We start from the raw sequence: 18,273 nt of genomic DNA on the forward strand, positions 1-18,273 counted from the left end.
TCCAAAGACCGCATGAGAAGCGGCAGACACATAGCAGGTGCGTGAGCCGAGTCAATAAATACAGGCCCTCCGCGACCAAATGCGGCGGCTCACGCGCGGTGCCTCTAAGAGGCACCGCGGCCATGCTGCAGGAGCCCGTTTGCCCGAGCGATTTCGACGATCCACAGGTTCCGCTCGTCATCGCCGCGCTTGGCATTGTTGAGACTTGCGTAATAGGTTTAAAAAGAAAAGGGCCGAAGTGATGGAAGCTCTGCGATTCGGCCCGGGATCGAGGGGCAGGGCGAAGCCGCTCCCCTAGAGAGGTATCGGAAGACATGCCGGCAAAGACGGTCAAGGCGGCGATCGACGAGTTGCGCAACGCGGTTCAGTCACTTGAAATCGCGATCGACGGCCGCTTTGACAAGGAAAGGGATCTGAGTGAGTTCGAAGGCGAGGTCAGGCGGGTCAACGAGGACCGGTCACGGCTGGCGCAAGAGCTTGACCAGTCCCAGTTTCGCGCAAACCGGTTGGAAGAGGTCAATCGCGAGGTATCCCGGCGTCTGGTGACGGCGATGGAGACCATTCGCGCGGTGCTGGATCGCTGAGGTTCTGAACATATGGCGCAGGTGACGGTGACGATCGACGGCAAGGCCTACCGTATGGCCTGCGAGGAAGGGCAGGAGGATCATCTCAGCGACCTCGCTACCCGGTTCGATCAATATGTAGGGCATTTGAAGGCCCAGTTCGGCGAGATCGGTGACCTCAGGCTCACCGTCATGGCAGGTATAATGGTCATGGACGAGCTGAGCGAGGTCAATCGCCGGCTGAAGAGCATCGAGGCCGAAGTGGACGACCTGAAGAGAGGCCGCGATACCGCGCTTTCGGATCAGACGAGAAGCGAGGAGGCGCTTGCCTTCGCGCTTGGAGAGGTGACGGCGCAGATTCAGGATATCGCCGCCAAACTCAACGGGCGGCCAATTCCCCCGGCAAATTGAGGCAATCTGACATTCCGCAGAAATTATGCAGCATCTCGGCGTCCTGCTCTGGCGGAAAGCTCCTAGACGTTCTATATCTCTGATGCGGTCTGCACTTCTCGACAGGAACCACAATCCCCGGGGCCATACACGATCTCAAGGGAACTGTCCCTGGCCGGACCCGTGGGTCCGGACATACGGTGCCCACCTACCTAGTAGGTACCCGGGATCGTAAAAAATCCATCGGTCGTTGTGGATCGCGCTTCTTCCTTTTCCTGCTCGGCCCCTTCCAGCCTGGCCGGTGCTCGAAAGGCGCGTCGGATGGCATCCGCCATGGCGTTGACCGTCGGCGACCGGTTCTCGCGCCTCGTTCGCAGCACCACGTTCGACATGTCGATGATACCGAAGCCGTCTTCCTCGGTGAGTTCGCGGCAGCCGGCCGGTATGGAGCTTCGCGATAAAGGTGCGATCGCAAGGCCCGACAGGACGGCAGCAATGAGCCCGCCGCTCGTGCGGCTCACATAGGCGATGCGGCACTCCAGGCCGCGCGCCTTCAGGCTCCGCAGAGCCAGGTCGTCGCACCAGCCGCCTTCCGCATATGTATAGGTGGCGATCGGTAACGGCTGCCTTTGGTGGGCGCCATGCTGGTCGCAGGTCACCCATACGGTAGGATTCACCATGAGAACCTCGCTCCGGGTGCGTCCGCCCGGCTCGAAGACGACGGCGATGTCGATTTCTCCGGCCGCGAGCGCTGCCGTATTGGACATCGAGGTATCCTGCCGCACCGTCACTTCCACGCCAGGATGAATGGCCGCGAAAGCACCGAGCGCCTTCGGGAGTGTGGAGTTGATATACTCTTCCGAAATCCCGATCCGGACCGAACCGTCAAGCGCCGGTGAGCGCATCGCTGCCGCCGTGTCGTCGAGAAGGGTTACGATACGGCGTGCGTTGTCGACCAGACGCCGGCCCTCGTCCGTCAGTATCACGCCGCGCGAATGGCGTTCGAACAGCGCGGAGCCGATGAGCTCCTCGAGCTTGCGAATCTGCATGCTGACCGCCGATTGCGTGCGGCGCACGATGTCGGCAGCCCGCGTCACGTTGCCGGTATCGGCAACGGCGAGAAAGGTTCTGAGGAGATCGCTGTCGAGCGGATTTACCATGCTGGCGCCATAAGAAAACCTGATGGCAGCCATGGTGGCAATTCATTTGTCAGATGTCAACGGCAGCGCGAAGATAGGTCCGCCACTATCCTTCCGAGGTTTTTGCCATGCCCGTTCTGGTCCTGCCCGCGCGTCCCGTCTCTCGAAGCAACTCGCCGCTTGCAACGTCCCTTGCCTGCTTGAGGCTGTGGCTTGCCCTTCAAAGGCAACGGGCGATCGTAAGCCGTCGCGGCGATCCACGCCTCATGGCAGATGGAGCCATACCGGACCGATATCGTCTCGCATGCGAGGAAGCCCGGCGCCAGCGTGAATCGGTTCGGCATATGCACTGGATGCTCTGAATCAAGGTTTCATGGACGGCCCTCACGGTGAGGTCGCCGCCCCAGGACGAGAATCCCAAACGCTATTACCTGAAGGCACGAGCTCGCGAGGTATGGCGAAAAAAGGAGGCTGCATGGTTTCAGTCGAGCGCCATTTTGCATTATGGCATCCGGATCATTAAAAGCAGTTCGGTCTGCCCGGAAGGATGGTTGGATGTCACCCAAGGATTTGAAGGCAGCATTGAGAAAGGAGCGTCTGGCGCTCCGCGATGCGATGCCGGCGGAAGCGCGGATCGAGGCGAGCCTTGCAATGGCCGACCACGCAAGCGACGTTATCGCGCTCGATCCCGGCCACGTGGTTTCCGGGTTCTGGCCGATCCGAACGGAGGCCGATATCCGGCCGCTGATGGTGCGGCTGAGGGATCGTGGTGCACGCCTCTGCCTGCCGGTGATCCTGGACAAGAAGGCGATCATCTTCCGGGAACTGCTCGACGGTATCGCGGTGGTCGAAACCGGCTTCGGCACCACCGGTCCGGGTCCGGATGCGCCGGAAGTCGATCCGGATATCATGCTCGTTCCTCTTTCCGCCTTCGATGCCATGGGCCATCGGATCGGCTATGGTGCCGGTTATTATGACCGCGCAATCGATCGCCTGCGTCGCAAAGGCCACATGCCGCGGTTGATCGGGATTGCATTCGACTGCCAGGAAGTGGCATCAGTGCCGGCCGAACCGCACGACGTCGCGCTGGATGCGGTATTGACGGAGAGCGGCTTTCGACATTTCAAGGTGAAATGAGGAAATTCGCGCGGACTCCGTCGCGTCCTCGAATTGAATCATTGGAACCGACCACGTGCGTGATTTGGCGTCATCCAGATTGTCGTGGTCCAAACGGGATTGAACGTATGCGTCTTCTGTTTCTGGGGGATATGGTTGGCAAGACGGGCCGCACCGCCGTCTGGGAGCGCCTCCCGGGACTGGTGAGCGACCTCAAGCTGGATTTCGTCATCGTCAACGGCGAGAACGCTGCCGGCGGATTCGGGATTACCGAAGACATTTTCCTCGAGACGATCAGCGCCGGAGCCGACGTCGTGACGACCGGCAATCACGTCTGGGATCAAAAGGAGGCGGTCGTCTTTTGCGAGCGTCACGATCAGTTTCTGCGGCCCGCGAACTATCCTGCGGGCACCCCGGGCCGGGGTTCCAATCTTTTCTTCGCGCGAAACGGCGCGCGGGTGCTGGTCGCCAACGTCATGGGGCGGGTCTTCATGCATCCGGAACTCGATGATCCCTTCAAAACGGCCGAGGCTATCCTTGCGGCCTGTCCGCTCGGCGAGCAGGCTGATGCGATCGTCTTCGATTTTCATGCGGAGGCGACGAGCGAAAAGCAGTGTTTCGGCCACTTCGTCGACGGGCGTGCCAGCCTCGTCGTCGGCACCCATACCCATGTGCCCACTGCGGACCACCAGATCCTCAACGGCGGCACCGGGTATATGAGCGATGCCGGCATGTGCGGCGACTACGACTCTTCGTTGGGGATGGACAAGGAAGAGCCGCTCAACCGCTTTATCTCGAAGATGCCCAAGGGCCGGTTCGAAGCGGCATCGGGTCCGGCGACCATCTCCGGCCTCGGCATCGAGATTTCCGACCGGACGGGATTGGCCGAGAAGATCGCGCCGCTCAGAATCGGCCCGAGATTGGCCGAAACGATCCCGCAATTCTGGGTTTAAGGGGCAGAACTTGCTCCTGCTCCGCGTTCGTACGGCCGTTAGCGGTCTCTGCCGACTCGTCTTTTTTCAAGGGTGACAGACCTGACAAATGGTGGCAGGTTAGCGACCAAAATGAGAGCCGGAATGCACGCGGCCGGTTTTTGCAGATTTTTCATGCCTAATAGTTACAGCGGGATACGGGCGGAAGTGCCCATGCTTTCCCTCGTCTCGCCTTGGAGTAACCGGAGCCTGTAGCGTCGCGCGTCGAATAGCCGTGCAACAGAAACGCTGGAGGGGTCTCGGTATCGAATTGTCGCCGCGCCAATTGCAAGCCCCGGTGCCGGCGATCCGATGTTCAGATATCTGGAGAGCGTGCATGTTGCGAAAGTGGCGTTTGCCGGCCGTCGCCGGCGTTTTCGTCTCCCTTCTCGTCTCGATCCCGGCGGTGGCGCAGGACGCGCAGATGCCGACCGTGACCGTTGCCAAACCAGTCGTGCGCGACGTCGTCGACGCCGACGAATTCATCGGCCGTTTCGAAGCGGTCGATGAGGTTTCGATCCGCGCGCGGGTCGGAGGCTATCTCGACCAGGTCTTCTTCACCGATGGTGCGCTGGTGAAGAAGGGCGACAAGCTCTTCGTCATCGACCAGCGGCCGTTTCGAACCGCTCTGTCCCAGGCGGAAGCCTCGCTCGAGGCGGCGCGCTCGACGCTCGTGTTTGCAGAGACGACGTTCAAACGGACGGAGTCCCTGGCCGGGTCTGGCACCCTGTCCGTGTCACGGCTGGACGATGACCGCCGCGCGCTGATTGCGGCGCAGGCGAATGTGCGCGGAGCCGAGGCGGCCGTCGAGCGGGCCAAGCTCGACCTAGACTACACGACCATCACAGCCCCTCTGAGCGGCCGCGTCGATCGGAGGCTCATCTCCACCGGAAATCTCGTCCAGGCGGACCAGACGATACTGACGACGATCGTCTCTCTTGACCCGATCGATTTTTATTTCGACGTCGATGAGCGCCGGCTGCTTTCCTACGCCCGTACCGCCCGGGATCGCGGCAGCGCGCTGCAGGAAGGGGCAGGCTCGATTCCGGTGCTGGTGACGATCGCCGACGCCAACGAGCAGCCATTCGAAGGCAAGCTCGATTTTGCGGAGAACCGCGTCGACAGCGAAACCGGCACGATGCGGGTGCGCGCCCGCTTCCCGAATCCAAAATTCGTCCTGCAGCCCGGCCTGTTCGGGCGTGTGGAAGTCGAAGGCTCGAACACCTATCGGGCAGTCCTCGTGCCTGACCAGGCAATTGCCGCCGACCAGAACGAACGCGTCGTCTACGTCGTGGGCGAAGACGGCAGCGTCTCGACCAGGCCGGTGCGCCTCGGGCCGAGGCTTCACGGTTATCGGGTGATCCGCAGCGGCATGACAGGAGACGAGACGATCGTCGTCAACGGCCTCATGCGCGTGCGGCCGGGCGTGAAGGTGAAGCCCGAAATCGTCGTCCTGCCCCCAGAGGCTGCGCAATCGGCGGAGAACGCCCAATGAGGTTCGCTCATTTCTTTGTCGACAGACCGATCTTTGCGTCGGTGCTCTCGATCGTCCTGTTGATCGTCGGCAGCATCGCCTATTTCCAGCTTCCGATCGCGCAGTATCCGGAGATCGCACCGCCCACCATCGTCGTGCGCGCCTCCTATCCGGGCGCGGATGCCGAGACCGTGGCCAATACGGTCGCCACCCCGCTCGAGCAGGAGATCAACGGCGTCGAGAACATGCTCTACATGTCGTCCTACGCCACAGCCGACGGTTCGATGGCGCTGACGATCACCTTCAAGCTCGGGACCGATCTCGATCAGGCGCAAGTACTTGTTCAGAACCGCGTCTCTATCGCAGAGCCCCGGCTTCCCGAGGAAGTCCGGCGTATCGGCGTCACCACCACGAAAAGCTCGCCCGACCTGATGATGGTCGTTCACCTGCTTTCCCCGAACGACCGTTACGACCAGCTCTACGTCTCAAACTACGCCCGATCGCGTATCCGCGACATTCTCGTCCGGCTGGACGGTGTCGGAGACGTCCTTCTGTTCGGCGAACGCGAATACGCTCTGCGCGTCTGGCTCGACCCGCAAAAGCTCTCCGCCTACGGCATGACCGCAGGCGACGTGGTCGAGGCGCTGCGCCAGCAGAACGTCCAGGTCTCGGGTGGCTCGATCGGCGGTCCGCCGATGTCGAGCGACAGCGCCTTTCAGTATACGGTCACCACCGACGGCCGATTCGGCGATGCCCGGCAGTTTCGTTACGTCATCGTCAAGGCGACCGACGAGGGCAGGCTCGTCCAGTTGCAGGACGTCGCCCGTATCGAGCTCGGCGCGCGCGAATACGTCACCAACAGTTATCTGAACGGCAGCCCGGCCGTCGCGCTCGGCATCTTCTCACGTCCCGGCAGCAACGCGCTTGCCGCGGCCGATGCGATCCAGGCGACGATGGCTGATCTTTCGAGAGACTTTCCCGAGGGGCTTGAATACAGGATCATCTACAACCCGACGGAGTTCATCTCGGAATCCATCAACGAAGTCTACAAGACCATTGCTGAAGCCGCGCTTCTCGTGGCTCTCGTCGTGATCATATTCCTGCAGTCGTGGCGAACGGCGATCATTCCCATCGTCGCCATCCCCGTTTCGCTCGTCGGCACCTTCGCACTGCTTTTCGCCTTCGGCTTCTCGCTCAACATGCTGACGCTCTTCGGCCTTGTGCTCGCGATCGGCATCGTGGTCGACGACGCGATCGTCGTTGTCGAGAACGTCGAGCGCAACCTCGCGAAAGGGCTTTCGCCCCGAGAGGCGGCCCATGTGACGATGGACGAGGTGGGCGCCGCCGTCATAGCGATTTCGCTCGTCCTGACTGCGGTGTTCGTACCGACCGCGTTCATTCCCGGCATTTCCGGGCAGTTCTATCTGCAATTCGCAGTGACCATCGCAGTGGCGACGGTGATTTCCGCGATCAACTCCCTGACGCTCTCACCGGCGCTTGCCGCAATCCTGCTGCGGCCGCACGAGAACCACGGACATGAGAGCCGTAATCCGTTAACGCGGCTCGGCCGTGGCTTTGCCAACGGCTTCAACCGCGGCTTCGACCGCATGGCCGATGGCTATGCATGGACGGTGCGCCACCTCGTCACGACGCGGATCGCGCTTGCCGGGTCGCTCGTCGTCTTCGTCGCCCTGCTTGGAGCGACCTGGTACATGGCGCAGATCGTGCCACGCGGCTTCATACCCACGATGGATCAGGGCTACGCCATCGTCGTCATACAGCTTCCTGACGGCGCGTCGCTCGAGCGCACCGATAAGGTCGTTCGCCGGGCCTCGGAGATCATCCGCGAGGTTCCGGGGGTCAAGGATGCGGTCGCCTTTGCCGGCTTCAACGGCGCAACCTTCACCAATGCCTCCAATTCCGGCGTGATTTTCACGCCTTTCAACAGTTTCGAAGAGCGTCTCGAGCGAAAACAGAGTTCCGAACAGATCATCGGCCAGATATTCGGTGCCATGGAGGGCATCCAGGAGGCTTTCATCATTGCCGTTCCTCCGCCGTCCGTGCGAGGCATCGGCAATTCCGGCGGTTTCAAGATGCAGATCATGGACCGCCAGAGCGCCGATATGCGCCGCGCGCTCGGCCTCGCCCATCAGATGATGGGAGCCGCCAACCAGACCGAAGGGCTGACCGGCGTCTTCACCACCTTCTCGGCATCCAGTCCGCAATTCTTCCTGGCGATCGACCGCGACAAGGCCCGGGCTCTGAACGTGCCGATTCCCAATATCTTCGAGACGCTCTCGATCAATCTGGGGACGTCCTACGTCAACGACTTCAATGCCTTCGGCCGTGTCTACCAGGTCCGTGCCCAGGCCGACCAGCAATTCCGGCTGGAACGGGAAGACATACTCGCGTTGAAGGTACGCTCCGCCACGGGCGCTCTGGTGCCGCTCGGCACCCTGGTCGAGATCCGCGACACGAGCGGACCGGCGCTCGTCCAGCGCTACAACATGTATGTGTCCGTACCGCTACAGGGCAATCCAGCGCCGGGCGTCTCGACGGGCGACGCTCTCGATAAGATGGAAGCCCTTGCGGGCCAGATCCTGCCGCAGGGTACGACTTTCGAATGGACGGAACTCGCCCTGCAGGAGCGCCAGACCGGCAACACGGCGGTCTTCATCTTCGCGCTTTCGGTGGTCTTCGTCTTCCTCGCCCTCTCGGCGCAATATGAGAGCTGGGTGTTGCCGCTGGCCATCATCCTGATCGTGCCGCTTGCCGTTCTCGCAGCACTCCTTGGCGTCTCGATCCGGGGTTTCGACAATAACGTGCTTACTCAGATCGGGCTCATCGTCCTCATCGGACTCGCGGCGAAGAACGCGATCCTGATCGTCGAGTTCGCGCGCCAGGGCGAAGAGGAGGGCAAGACGCCGGTCGAGGCGGCAATCGATGCAAGCCGGCTTCGGCTGCGTCCGATCCTGATGACTGCTTTCGCCTTCATCCTCGGCGTCGTGCCGCTGGTCATCGCCACGGGACCCGGCGCCGAAATGCGCCAGTCGCTCGGTACCGCGGTCTTCTCCGGCATGCTCGGGGTTACCTTCCTGGGCCTGTTCCTGACGCCGGTCTTCTACGTGGCACTGCGTTCGCTGCGCCGGAAGCGCGCTCCGGCGGCCGAAGCCGTGCCGGCGCCGGGCGAATGAGGTGGAGGTGGAGGGGAAATGACGCGATTGTGAGCATCCATCGGACGTTTGACGCTGGACGCAATCACGTCGTTGAATGATCCTGCCTCCCGCTCGATCATGAGCAGGACCGCGGGATGCGGCGGCATCAGAGGGTAAGCGTTTCATCCCGCGTTAGGTGAGAGGTGAAGGATGCTGCTGCGATACCTTGCCTACGCTTTGACCGTGATCTGGCTCACCCATGCGCTCTGGCCGCAGCCGGCTCACGCGCAACAGGCGCCAACCCCCGTGAGCCAGTGCCAGGCGATTGCGGCAGCGGCGCCGGCGGCAAGCTTCGCCAGCTTCTCGGTCCCTGCGGCCGTGCCGGTGGCCTCGGCCGATACGGGCGAGGTGACGATCACCTTTGTCGGGCATTCGACTTTCCTGATCGAAACGCCGGATGGGGTTTCGATCGCCACGGATTACAACGGCTGGTTCCGCACGCCGTCGGCGCCTGACGTCGTGACGATGAACAGGGCCCATTCGAGCCATTATACTCTGTCGCCGGATCCGGCGATCGAGCATGTCCTGCATGGCTGGCGCGACGACGGCACGCCGGCCGATCACGACCTTGTCGTCGGCGACGCCTACATCCGCAATGTGACCACGGATATCCGGTCCGGCTTCGAGGGAATGATACCGGACGCCAATTCGATCTTCATCTTCGAGGTTGCGGGGCTCTGCATCGGCCATCTCGGCCACCTTCACCACGAACTCGATGAAAGCCATTACCGGCAGATCGGCAGGCTCGACGTGCTGATGGTGCCGGTCGACGGCGGGCTGACGATGGGAGCGGAAAGCATGAGCCGCGTCGTCTCGCGGCTGCGCTCGGCGCTGATCCTGCCCATGCACAGGCCGTTGACCAACGACTTTCTGGCGATGTTCGGCGACGAGTTCGACAAGAGCTTCGCCACCGAACCGTCCGTCAAGGTATCGCTCCGTTCTTTGCCGAAGAGGCCGCTCATCTATGTTCTCCAGGGCGTTTGAGGCCCGCAGGGGTGCTGGCTGTTTGCGGAGCGTGCCAGCAGTTCTACACCTTTCTCCGCTCCTGAAAACACGCCCCCTGCTGGACTGGAGGCGGCAATGAAACTATAAGGCGCCCGATCTCACCAAAATCACGCATGCAGAGGGCGTCATGGCTGGCCATTCACAGTTCAAGAACATCATGCACCGCAAGGGCCGTCAGGATGCGGTGCGCTCCAAAATGTTTTCCAAGCTCGCGCGCGAAATCACCGTCGCTGCAAAAGCCGGCCTCCCGGATCCGGCCATGAACCCCCGGCTGCGTCTGGCGATCCAGAACGCCAAGGCTCAGTCGATGCCGAAGGACAATATCGAGCGTGCGGTCAAGAAGGCTGCGGGCGGCGATGCCGAAACCTACGAGGAAGTCCGCTATGAGGGTTACGGACCCGCAGGCGTCGCCGTCATCGTCGAGGCGCTGACGGACAACCGCAATCGCACCGCCTCCAACGTCCGCTCGATTTTCACCAAGGCGGGTGGGGCGCTCGGGGAAACCGGTTCGGTCTCTTTCTCATTCGACCGCGTCGGTGAGATCACCTACAAGCTGTCTGTCGGCGACGCCGACACTGTGATGGAGGCGGCGATCGAAGCGGGTGCAGACGACGTCGAGACGGATGAGGAAGGCCACACCATCACCTGCGGCTTCGAGGATATCGGCGAGGTCTCGAAGGCGCTCGAAGGCGCTCTCGGCGAAGCCGAGACGGTGAAGGCCGTCTGGAAGCCGCAGAACACCGTGCCGGTGGATGAGGAAAAGGCGCAGTCGCTGATGAAGCTGATCGACAACCTCGAAGACGACGACGACGTCCAGAACGTCTACTCGAACTTCGAGGTCTCTGAGGAAGTGCTGGCGAAACTTTCGGCCTGATTCTGCGCCTCCGCAAACAGCTTCACCGAACGCAGCCGCGCTTCCATGTCGTAGATCGGCATGGAGACGATCAGTTCATCGGCCCTGGTGAGGTCGAGGAACGCTCCGATCTTACGGCGGATCGTCTCGAGTCCGCCGACGATCGCGTAGCTCATTGCGTGGTCGACGAAAATCTTCTCATCCTGGGTCCAGAAATTGTCCATCGACTCGACCGGCGGCGGGAAGCGCCCGCGTGCATTGCGGCGAAGGGCGACGAAGGATTGCTGCATGGAGGTGAAAAGATAATTCGCCTGCTCATCCGAATCCGCCGCGACTCCCATTACGCCCACCATGACATGCGGCTTGTCGAGTTGCGCCGACGGGGTGAACCGCTCCCGGTAGATTTCGAGCGCGGAGAGCAGCATGTCCGGCGCGAAATGGGAGGCGAAGGCGAAGGGAAGGCCCAGCATGCCGGCGAGATGCGCACTGAAGTGACTGGAGCCGAGCAGCCAGATCGGCACGTTGGAATCCGCGCCAGGCACGGCGATGATCTTCTGGTCGTCGGCGGCCGGGCCGAGCAGGGCCTGAAGCTCGACCACGTCGTTCGGGAAGTTGTTGCCGCTCGCCTCCATGTTGCGCCGGAGCGCCTGCGCCGTTCTCATGTCCGTGCCGGGTGCTCGGCCGAGGCCAAGATCGATACGGCCGGGGTAAAGCGCTGCCAGAGTGCCGAATTGTTCGGCGATGACGAGCGGCGAATGGTTGGGCAGCATGATACCGCCCGAGCCGACTCGAATAGTCCGGGTCGCCGAGGCCACATGCGAAATAACCAGAGACGTCGCGGCACTCGCAATGCCCTTCATGCCATGGTGTTCGGCCAGCCAGAAACGCTTGTAGCCGTTCTCCTCCGCCGCAATCGCCAGCTGGCGTGAGTTTTCGAGCGACTCCGCGACGCTTCCCCCTTCGGTGATCGGCGACAGGTCGAGAATGGAAAAGGGGATCATGGCGAAGCCTGCGATTAAGGGAAATTGATCACCCGCAATGTAGGTTCAAGTTTGTTTATGCCAAGGGCGCGCCGCGGGCTTTTGGTCAGCGAGAAGCCATTTCTGTGTAATGTTTTTGTTTTGTTCACTTTTCGCTGGCAGCGTTCCCCTGACCGAAATAGGGTGAAGCATGCAGAATATGATTCGCATCATAGGCGTAGATCCAGGCCTAAGGCGCACCGGTTGGGGAATAATTGAGACTCTCGGCAATTCTCTGCGTTTCATCGCTTCGGGAACGATCACGTCCGATGGCGACATGGACCTTGCCTCGCGCCTCTGCCAATTGCATGACGGGCTTGCCGAGGTGGTCCACAGCTATCAGCCGCACGAGGCGGCGGTCGAGCAGACCTTCGTCAACAAGGACGCGACCGCCACACTGAAGCTCGGCCAGGCGCGTGGCATTGCAATGCTGGTGCCGGCCCGGGCAGGCCTGAGGGTGGCGGAATATGCCCCCAACGCCGTGAAGAAGGCGGTAATCGGTGTGGGCCACGGCGAAAAGCAGCAGATTCACATGATGCTGAAGGTGCTGATGCCCAAGGCGGAATTCAAAGGCAACGACGCGGCCGACGCGCTCGCCATCGCCATCTGCCATGCCCATAACAGGCAGGCGATTACCAGCCGCCTCGCAGCGCTTGCAGGGTAGCCCGGCCATCGGTACTGCTTCAAAGGCGACGGATACCCAACCCCATCCAGAGAGACCAGATGATCGGCAAGCTGAAAGGCACCATAGACGAGATCGGCGAGGATCATGTGGTACTCGACGTGCATGGCGTCGGATATGTCGCCCATTGTTCGGCGCGCACGCTCGCAAAGCTCGGAAGGGCGGGAGAGGCGGCCGTGCTCTTCATCGAGACCTATGTGCGCGAGGATCAGCTGAAGCTGTTCGGCTTTCTGAGCGCATTGGAGCGTGAATGGTTCCGGCTGCTTCAGAGCGTTCAGGGTGTGGGGTCCAAGGTCGCGCTGGCGGTTCTTTCCACGCTGACTCCGGGCGAACTCGCCAATGCCATCGCACTGCAGGACAAGACGTCGATCTCGCGCGCGCCGGGTGTCGGCCCGAAAGTCGCCGTGCGCATCGTCACCGAACTCAAGAACAAGGCCCCCGCTTTCGTCGGCGAGATGGCACCGTCGATCGGCCTAAAGCAGGAACTCGGGGAAGGCGTTGCCGCCGCGCCGGTCTCGGATGCGGTCTCGGCGCTCACCAATCTCGGCTATTCGCGCGACCAGGCTGCGAATGCCGTTGCAGCCGCGCTGAAAAACGGCGGGGAGGGCGCCGACAGCGCCAGGCTGATCCGCCTTGGCCTCAAGGAACTGTCGCGGTGAGGGGGCGAGCCTTCCTGCGGCCACAAAGGCATTGGAGTACGGGTGCGCGGGCCGGCCCGGCCGATGCCGGTGGATTGATTGGGGCGACCCTACTATGGTTGGGCGCAGAAGAGGTGGTGTTCGGCTTCAACGACCCGCATCATGACGCCGACAGCCTGAAACGGAAGCTTTGACATGAGTGAAGCCGCACGCCTGATTGCGCCGGAAAAGCGAGGGGAAGACGTCGATGCGACCTTGCGCCCGCAGACGCTCGACGAGTTCACCGGTCAGGCAGAAGCACGCGCCAATCTCAAGATCTTCATCGAAGCGGCGCGCAATCGCGGCGAAGCGCTCGACCACGTGCTGTTCGTCGGCCCCCCCGGGCTAGGCAAGACGACGCTGGCGCAGATCATGGCGAAGGAGCTCGGCGTTAATTTTCGCTCGACCTCCGGCCCGGTGATCGCAAAGGCCGGCGATCTTGCCGCGTTGCTGACCAACCTCGAAGAGCGCGACGTGCTCTTCATCGATGAAATTCATCGTCTCAACCCGGCCGTCGAGGAGATACTCTATCCGGCCATGGAGGATTTTCAGCTCGACCTCATCATCGGCGAGGGTCCGTCGGCCCGTTCGGTGAAAATCGACCTGGCCAAGTTCACGCTGGTTGCCGCGACGACGCGCCTCGGTCTTCTCACGACGCCGCTGCGCGACCGGTTCGGCATCCCCGTACGGCTCAATTTCTATACCGTCGAGGAGCTGGAGCTGATCGTGCGCCGTGGCGCGCGGCTGATGGGCCTCGGCATGACCGACGAAGGTGCGCGCGAAATCGCCCGCCGTGCGCGCGGCACGCCCCGAATCGCCGGCCGTCTTCTGCGCCGTGTGCGCGACTTCGCCGAGGTCGCGCGGGCGGAGGCCGTAACGCGCCAGATTGCCGACGAGGCGCTGACCCGGCTCCTCGTGGACAGCATGGGCCTCGACCAGCTCGACCGGCGCTATCTGACGATGATCGCCCAGAATTTCGGCGGCGGGCCGGTCGGAATCGAGACCATCGCCGCAGGCTTGTCCGAGCCGCGCGACGCGATCGAAGATATCATCGAGCCCTATCTGATCCAGCAGGGATTCATCCAGCGCACCCCCCGCGGCCGGGTTTTGACGGCGAATGCCTGGAAGCATCTCGGCCTCAACCCTCCAAAGGATGTCGAGGCGAGCCAATTCCGCCTAACGCTCGAGGACGACTGACATGTTCACCCGGCGGGGCTTCGTGAAACTTCTGGGCGGTGGATTTTTCGGCGCCATGGCGCTTGGCGGCTATGCCTTTGGCGTTGAGCCGTTGGCGCGCCTCAGCGTGGCCCGTTACGTCCTGACCCCATCCCGCTGGCCCTCCGGCCTGAAGCTCCGCATTGTGGCACTCGCTGATATTCACGCCTGCGAACCGTGGATGTCGACGCGCCGCATCACCTCTATTTGCGAACGCGCCAACGCTCTTGGCGGTGACGTCACAGTTCTTCTCGGCGACTACGCTGCCGGCATGAACCTGGTGACGCGCTACGTCCATTCGAACGAGTGGTCGAAAGCGCTCGCCACTTTGAAGGCCCCCCTCGGCGTCCATGCCATCATGGGAAATCATGATTGGTGGGAAGACAGGACCGCCCAGAAGAACGGTGGTGGCGAGACCTTCGGGCATCGGGCATTGGCCGAGGCCGGGATCGAGGTTTACAGCAATCGCGCTGTCCGTCTCGAGAAGGACGGCTCCGGCTTCTGGCTTGCAGGGCTCGAGGACCAGCTTGCCCTTCTGCCGGGCCGGAAGTGGAAACGCGCCTCGATGGGCGGGCTCGACGATCTCGACGGAACGCTCGCGCAGGTCACGGACGAGGCACCGGTCATCCTGCTTGCGCACGAGCCGGACATTTTTCCGAAGGTGCCTCCGCGGGTGGCATTGACGCTGTCCGGTCACACCCATGGCGGACAGGTGCGCTTTGCCGGCCACTCGCCCGTAGTACCCTCCCGTTTCGGCGACCGTTACGCATACGGTCATATTGTCGAGTATGATCGCAATCTGATCGTCTCGGGTGGCCTTGGCTGCTCCATCGCCCCGATCCGTTTTGGCGTGCCGCCGGAGATTGTGGTCGTTGATATCGGGTGAGTGGAATCGCCCCGTCTCCGCCTACCGGTCACCGTCTCCCCGCAAGTTCACGGATTGTCGCAGCGAGTTTTTCCCTTCCGCCCGGCACCCAGCCGAGAGCGCGCAGCTTCTCCGTCGACATCGTCGTGAATTCGGCCGCTGCCGCTGTGGGCAGGGGGTTTGGACAACCCGTTGCAGCCTGGAGAATGGAGAGGATCTCGCGGTTGCCGGTCAGCACGTCGGAGACGTTGAAGACCTGGCCGGATAGTCTCGCGGGCTCGGTTTCGAGCATGAGGCGGACAGCCTTGGCGACGTCATCGCCATGCACTTCGGTGCCGATGCGGTCCGGCACGGTTCGGCCGGCGAGATAGTCGGCGAAGAGATCGCTCCATTTATGCTGTCGCCCTTCACCCGCAGGCCCGTAAACGCCTGTTATCCGCAGGTTCGCCGTGACGAAATGATGCCCGGTCATCGACTTCAAGGCATTTTCGGCGGCGAGCTTCACCTGTCCGTAGAGCGTGTCCGGTGCGACGGGTGACGTTTCTGCGACAACCGGCGGCGCCGTGTCGCCATAGGCGGCGCGGCTCGACAGGAAAACGCAGCGGCGCACGCCGGCGGTGCGCGCCTCCTCGAAGAGGCGGACCGAGCCCTCGAGATTGGCGCGGCGGAATCCCTCAGGGTCCTGCCCCTCGCCTCCACGATATCTGCCCTCGACATGCTCGAAGGCGGCATGGACAAAGTAACAGATATTGTCGAATGCGCGGGCCTGGTCCGCGTCGGGGTCGAGCCGGAGCGGCACATGGGAAACCGGTTGCGAATAGAAGCCGGCAGGAGGCGGAGAGCGGCCGCCGACCGTGACGTGATAGCCGTTTGCCAGCAGGTGCTCGACGATGAAGCGGCCGACGAATCCGGTTCCGCCGGAGATGAGAACGCGCGTCGTGGCGGCGCTGCTCATGGGGACGTGGGGCCGGCGTGCGCCGGGTTGGCGAGAGCGGCAATATCGGGAATCCGGTCGCCCGTCAGATATGCATGCCAGAGATCGATCAAAGGCCGCAGGGCGTCCGCGCGCGGATGATCCTTTTCCCACGGCTTTTCATACTGGTAGTGAAGCACTCCGATCGAGCGCCAGTCCCAAAGCTGAGGCAGGTTGAACCAGACATATTGGAGCATATTCATCGTTACCGGCAGGCCGTGCCAATCCGGGAAGAAGCTTTGAAGAAAGGTCTGGTCCGTGCGTGGCCAGAAGGCGTCCGGTGCATCGAGCGCCGCAAGCATCTTCTCGAAGGTCGCGACCGAGGGCTCGGCGACGAAGACGCCGGAATTCATGCGGTGGAAGTCTGAGAGGTTCTCATAGACATTCGGCGCAGCGGCAAATTCCGGATAGGAGAACAGTTTGTCTATGTTGTGCAGCACGAGCGCATCGGCGTCGATGAAGACGCAGCGTTCGTATTCGACGAGCTGCCATAGCCTTATCTTGCAAAAATTGTCGAGCGGCGAGTGGAAGCCTGGCTTCCGTCCCTTCGTGAAAGGCGCCTGCTCGTGGACGTTGCGGCGCTGATGCCGGGCGTTGAACGCGTCCGAAAGCGGCAGGAGCTCCGTTTCGATCAGGCGGCAGTCGAATTCGGTCAGCGGCTCGAGGTCGGATGCGCTCACTGCGCCGGTGTGAAGCACCACAATATCCGCCGGTGTCCGCGTGAGCCGGATCGATCGCAGCAGGGCCCGCGCGCCGAGCGCGTACTCGCTATTGGTGACGAGCGTCACGAACGCGTGGCGTGCAGCCACAGGAGAGGAGGGGCTAAGCCCCTCCGGACTGGCGAACACGCGGCTCATGAAACGGATTTCAGCCGCTTGCCCTCCGGATCGTGGTTGATCAACGGAGCGATGTCCTTCGTCCAGGCGGAAACAGCCGGCACGCGCGAGCGGTCGACGCGATAGGCGAATTTTTTCGCCACGTCGACAATTTCCGAAAGCAGCCCGTCTTCCAGCCGTACCGGGTTGAGGCCGAGCGCCAGGAATTTCTCATTGTGCACCACGAGCTCGTTTTCCGCCGCTTCCTTGCGCGGATTGGGCAGCCAGGCGATCTTCGCGCCGGTCATGCGCGCGATCATCCCGGCGAGGTCGCGGACGCGATGCGTTTCCGTCATCTGATTGAATATCTCGACGCGGTTGCCGCGTGCCGGCGGGTTATTGAGTGCGAGTTCGATGCAGCGGACCGAGTCTTGAATATGGATGAAGGCGCGCGTCTGGCCGCCGGTTCCGTGAACCGTCAGCGGGTAGTCGATTGCCGCCTGGATCAGGAAGCGGTTGAGCACGGTTCCGTAATCGCCGTCGTAGTCGAAGCGGTTTATGAGTTGGGGATGACGCCGCGTCTGCTCGGTATGCGTGCCCCAGACGATGCCCTGGTGCAGGTCGGTGATCCTGAGCCCGTCATTTTTGGCGTAGAACTGAAAAAGCAGCTGATCCAGGCACTTGGTCATATGGTAGACGGAACCCGGATTGGACGGATAGAGAATTTCCTGGCTTACCGTATCGCCGCCCATGGTTTCGATGCCGACCGCCAGGTAGCCTTCGGGAATCGCCGCGCCAATGGTGGAATAGCCGTAGACGCCCATTGTCCCAAGATGAACGAGATGGGCGTCCAGCTCGAGTTCGACCAGCGCATTCAGGAGGTTGTGAGTCGCATTGACATTGTTGTTGACCGTATAATTCTTGTGCCGGTCGCTCTTCATCGAATAGGGGGCGGCCCGCTGCTCGGCGAAATGGACGATCGCATCGGGGCGATGCTCCGCGAGCCAGTTCTTCAAAAGTTCGTAGTCGCGGGCGAGATCGATTAGCTTGAAGTGGATGCGCCGGCCCGTTTCCGCATGCCAGATGCGCGTGCGCTCCTGGATGGAATCCATCGGTGTCAAGGATTGCACGCCGAGTTCGGTGTCGATCCAGCGACGGGAGAGATTGTCGAGGATGTGAATGTCGTGGCCCGCATCGGATAAATGCAGGGCGGTGGGCCAGCCGACGAAACCGTCACCGCCGAGGACTGCAATTTTCATGCACGATTCTCCTGATCGGAAGAGGACAGGGTCCTGATAGAT

The 18,273-nt window shown here is 62.1% G+C and carries 16 protein-coding genes, 1 other RNA gene and 1 pseudogene; 13 read left to right on the forward strand and 5 right to left on the reverse strand.

What is annotated here, in order from left to right:
* Positions 1-314 precede the first annotated feature (314 nt).
* The 3 genes from FB009_RS14555 (at position 315) to ssrS (ending at position 1,216) form a co-directional block, all read left to right on the forward strand.
* A complete protein-coding gene (locus tag FB009_RS14555; RefSeq protein ID WP_012066868.1) occupies positions 315-584 on the forward strand; it encodes a DUF4164 domain-containing protein in 270 nt (89 codons plus the stop codon).
* A 12-nt stretch (positions 585-596) separates the two neighbouring features.
* Positions 597-974 (forward strand): cell division protein ZapA, encoded by a 378-nt coding sequence (locus FB009_RS14560; protein WP_012066867.1) that lies wholly within the window; start codon positions 597-599, stop codon positions 972-974.
* Between the two features lie 83 nt (positions 975-1,057).
* Positions 1,058-1,216, forward strand: a non-coding RNA gene (gene ssrS / locus FB009_RS14565) — 6S RNA.
* 105 nt (positions 1,217-1,321) lie between these two features.
* Here the strand turns inward: ssrS and FB009_RS14570 are convergent.
* A pseudogene (locus tag FB009_RS14570) lies at positions 1,322-2,146 on the reverse strand (LysR family transcriptional regulator); the annotation flags it as partial.
* Between the two features lie 501 nt (positions 2,147-2,647).
* On the opposite strand from FB009_RS14570, the gene FB009_RS14580 reads away from it, so the two are divergent.
* The 6 genes from FB009_RS14580 (at position 2,648) to FB009_RS14605 (ending at position 10,747) form a co-directional block, all read left to right on the forward strand.
* Complete coding sequence (locus FB009_RS14580) at positions 2,648-3,229, forward strand: 5-formyltetrahydrofolate cyclo-ligase (protein WP_012066865.1); 582 nt, start codon at positions 2,648-2,650, stop codon at positions 3,227-3,229.
* 107 nt (positions 3,230-3,336) lie between these two features.
* Entirely contained in the window at positions 3,337-4,161 is an 825-nt protein-coding gene (locus FB009_RS14585; RefSeq protein ID WP_012066864.1) for a TIGR00282 family metallophosphoesterase, read from the forward strand.
* Between the two features lie 355 nt (positions 4,162-4,516).
* Positions 4,517-5,674: an efflux RND transporter periplasmic adaptor subunit gene (locus FB009_RS14590; protein WP_012066863.1), complete on the forward strand. Its 1,158-nt coding sequence runs from the start codon at positions 4,517-4,519 to the stop codon at positions 5,672-5,674.
* Positions 5,671-8,847: an efflux RND transporter permease subunit gene (locus tag FB009_RS14595; RefSeq protein WP_145161641.1), complete on the forward strand. Its 3,177-nt coding sequence runs from the start codon at positions 5,671-5,673 to the stop codon at positions 8,845-8,847. The genes FB009_RS14590 and FB009_RS14595 overlap by 4 nt, the downstream gene beginning before the upstream one ends.
* 171 nt (positions 8,848-9,018) lie before the next feature.
* Positions 9,019-9,852, forward strand: coding sequence for an MBL fold metallo-hydrolase (locus FB009_RS14600; RefSeq protein WP_012066861.1), 834 nt, complete (start codon positions 9,019-9,021; stop codon positions 9,850-9,852).
* Positions 9,853-10,000: 148 nt separating this feature from the next.
* On the forward strand, positions 10,001-10,747 hold the full coding sequence (locus FB009_RS14605; protein ID WP_012066860.1) for a YebC/PmpR family DNA-binding transcriptional regulator: 747 nt from the start codon (positions 10,001-10,003) through the stop codon (positions 10,745-10,747).
* Here FB009_RS14605 and FB009_RS14610 read toward each other — a convergent pair.
* Positions 10,696-11,727 (reverse strand): LLM class flavin-dependent oxidoreductase, encoded by a 1,032-nt coding sequence (locus tag FB009_RS14610; RefSeq protein ID WP_012066859.1) that lies wholly within the window; start codon positions 11,725-11,727, stop codon positions 10,696-10,698. The two genes, FB009_RS14605 and FB009_RS14610, sit on opposite strands and share 52 nt — an antisense overlap.
* A gap of 169 nt (positions 11,728-11,896) precedes the next feature.
* Between FB009_RS14610 and ruvC the strand changes: the two genes are divergently transcribed.
* The 4 genes from ruvC (at position 11,897) to FB009_RS14630 (ending at position 15,205) form a co-directional block, all read left to right on the forward strand.
* On the forward strand, positions 11,897-12,409 hold the full coding sequence (gene ruvC / locus FB009_RS14615; RefSeq protein WP_018011849.1) for a crossover junction endodeoxyribonuclease RuvC: 513 nt from the start codon (positions 11,897-11,899) through the stop codon (positions 12,407-12,409).
* Between the two features lie 59 nt (positions 12,410-12,468).
* Positions 12,469-13,086, forward strand: a complete 618-nt coding sequence (ruvA, locus tag FB009_RS14620) for a Holliday junction branch migration protein RuvA (protein ID WP_012066857.1) — start codon at positions 12,469-12,471, stop codon at positions 13,084-13,086.
* 174 nt (positions 13,087-13,260) lie between these two features.
* Positions 13,261-14,301 (forward strand): Holliday junction branch migration DNA helicase RuvB, encoded by a 1,041-nt coding sequence (gene ruvB, locus FB009_RS14625; protein WP_012066856.1) that lies wholly within the window; start codon positions 13,261-13,263, stop codon positions 14,299-14,301.
* Between the two features lies 1 nt (position 14,302).
* Positions 14,303-15,205, forward strand: a complete 903-nt coding sequence (locus tag FB009_RS14630; RefSeq protein WP_012066855.1) for a metallophosphoesterase — start codon at positions 14,303-14,305, stop codon at positions 15,203-15,205.
* 28 nt (positions 15,206-15,233) lie between these two features.
* On the opposite strand, the gene FB009_RS14635 is transcribed toward FB009_RS14630, so the two are convergent.
* From FB009_RS14635 to FB009_RS14645, 3 genes are read right to left on the reverse strand one after another with little or no spacing between them, the layout of a single operon-like run.
* Complete coding sequence (locus FB009_RS14635) at positions 15,234-16,139, reverse strand: NAD-dependent epimerase/dehydratase family protein (RefSeq protein WP_012066854.1); 906 nt, start codon at positions 16,137-16,139, stop codon at positions 15,234-15,236.
* Positions 16,136-17,014, reverse strand: a complete 879-nt coding sequence (locus tag FB009_RS14640) for a glycosyltransferase (protein WP_012066853.1) — start codon at positions 17,012-17,014, stop codon at positions 16,136-16,138. The genes FB009_RS14635 and FB009_RS14640 overlap by 4 nt, the downstream gene beginning before the upstream one ends.
* Positions 17,011-18,231 carry an NAD-dependent epimerase/dehydratase family protein gene (locus FB009_RS14645; RefSeq protein ID WP_012066852.1) on the reverse strand — a complete coding sequence of 407 codons (1,221 nt, stop codon included), beginning with the start codon at positions 18,229-18,231 and terminating at the stop codon, positions 17,011-17,013. The genes FB009_RS14640 and FB009_RS14645 overlap by 4 nt, the downstream gene beginning before the upstream one ends.
* Positions 18,232-18,273: the final 42 nt, after the last annotated feature.

Source organism: Sinorhizobium medicae (assembly GCF_007827695.1).
GTDB lineage: Bacteria > Pseudomonadota > Alphaproteobacteria > Rhizobiales > Rhizobiaceae > Sinorhizobium > Sinorhizobium medicae.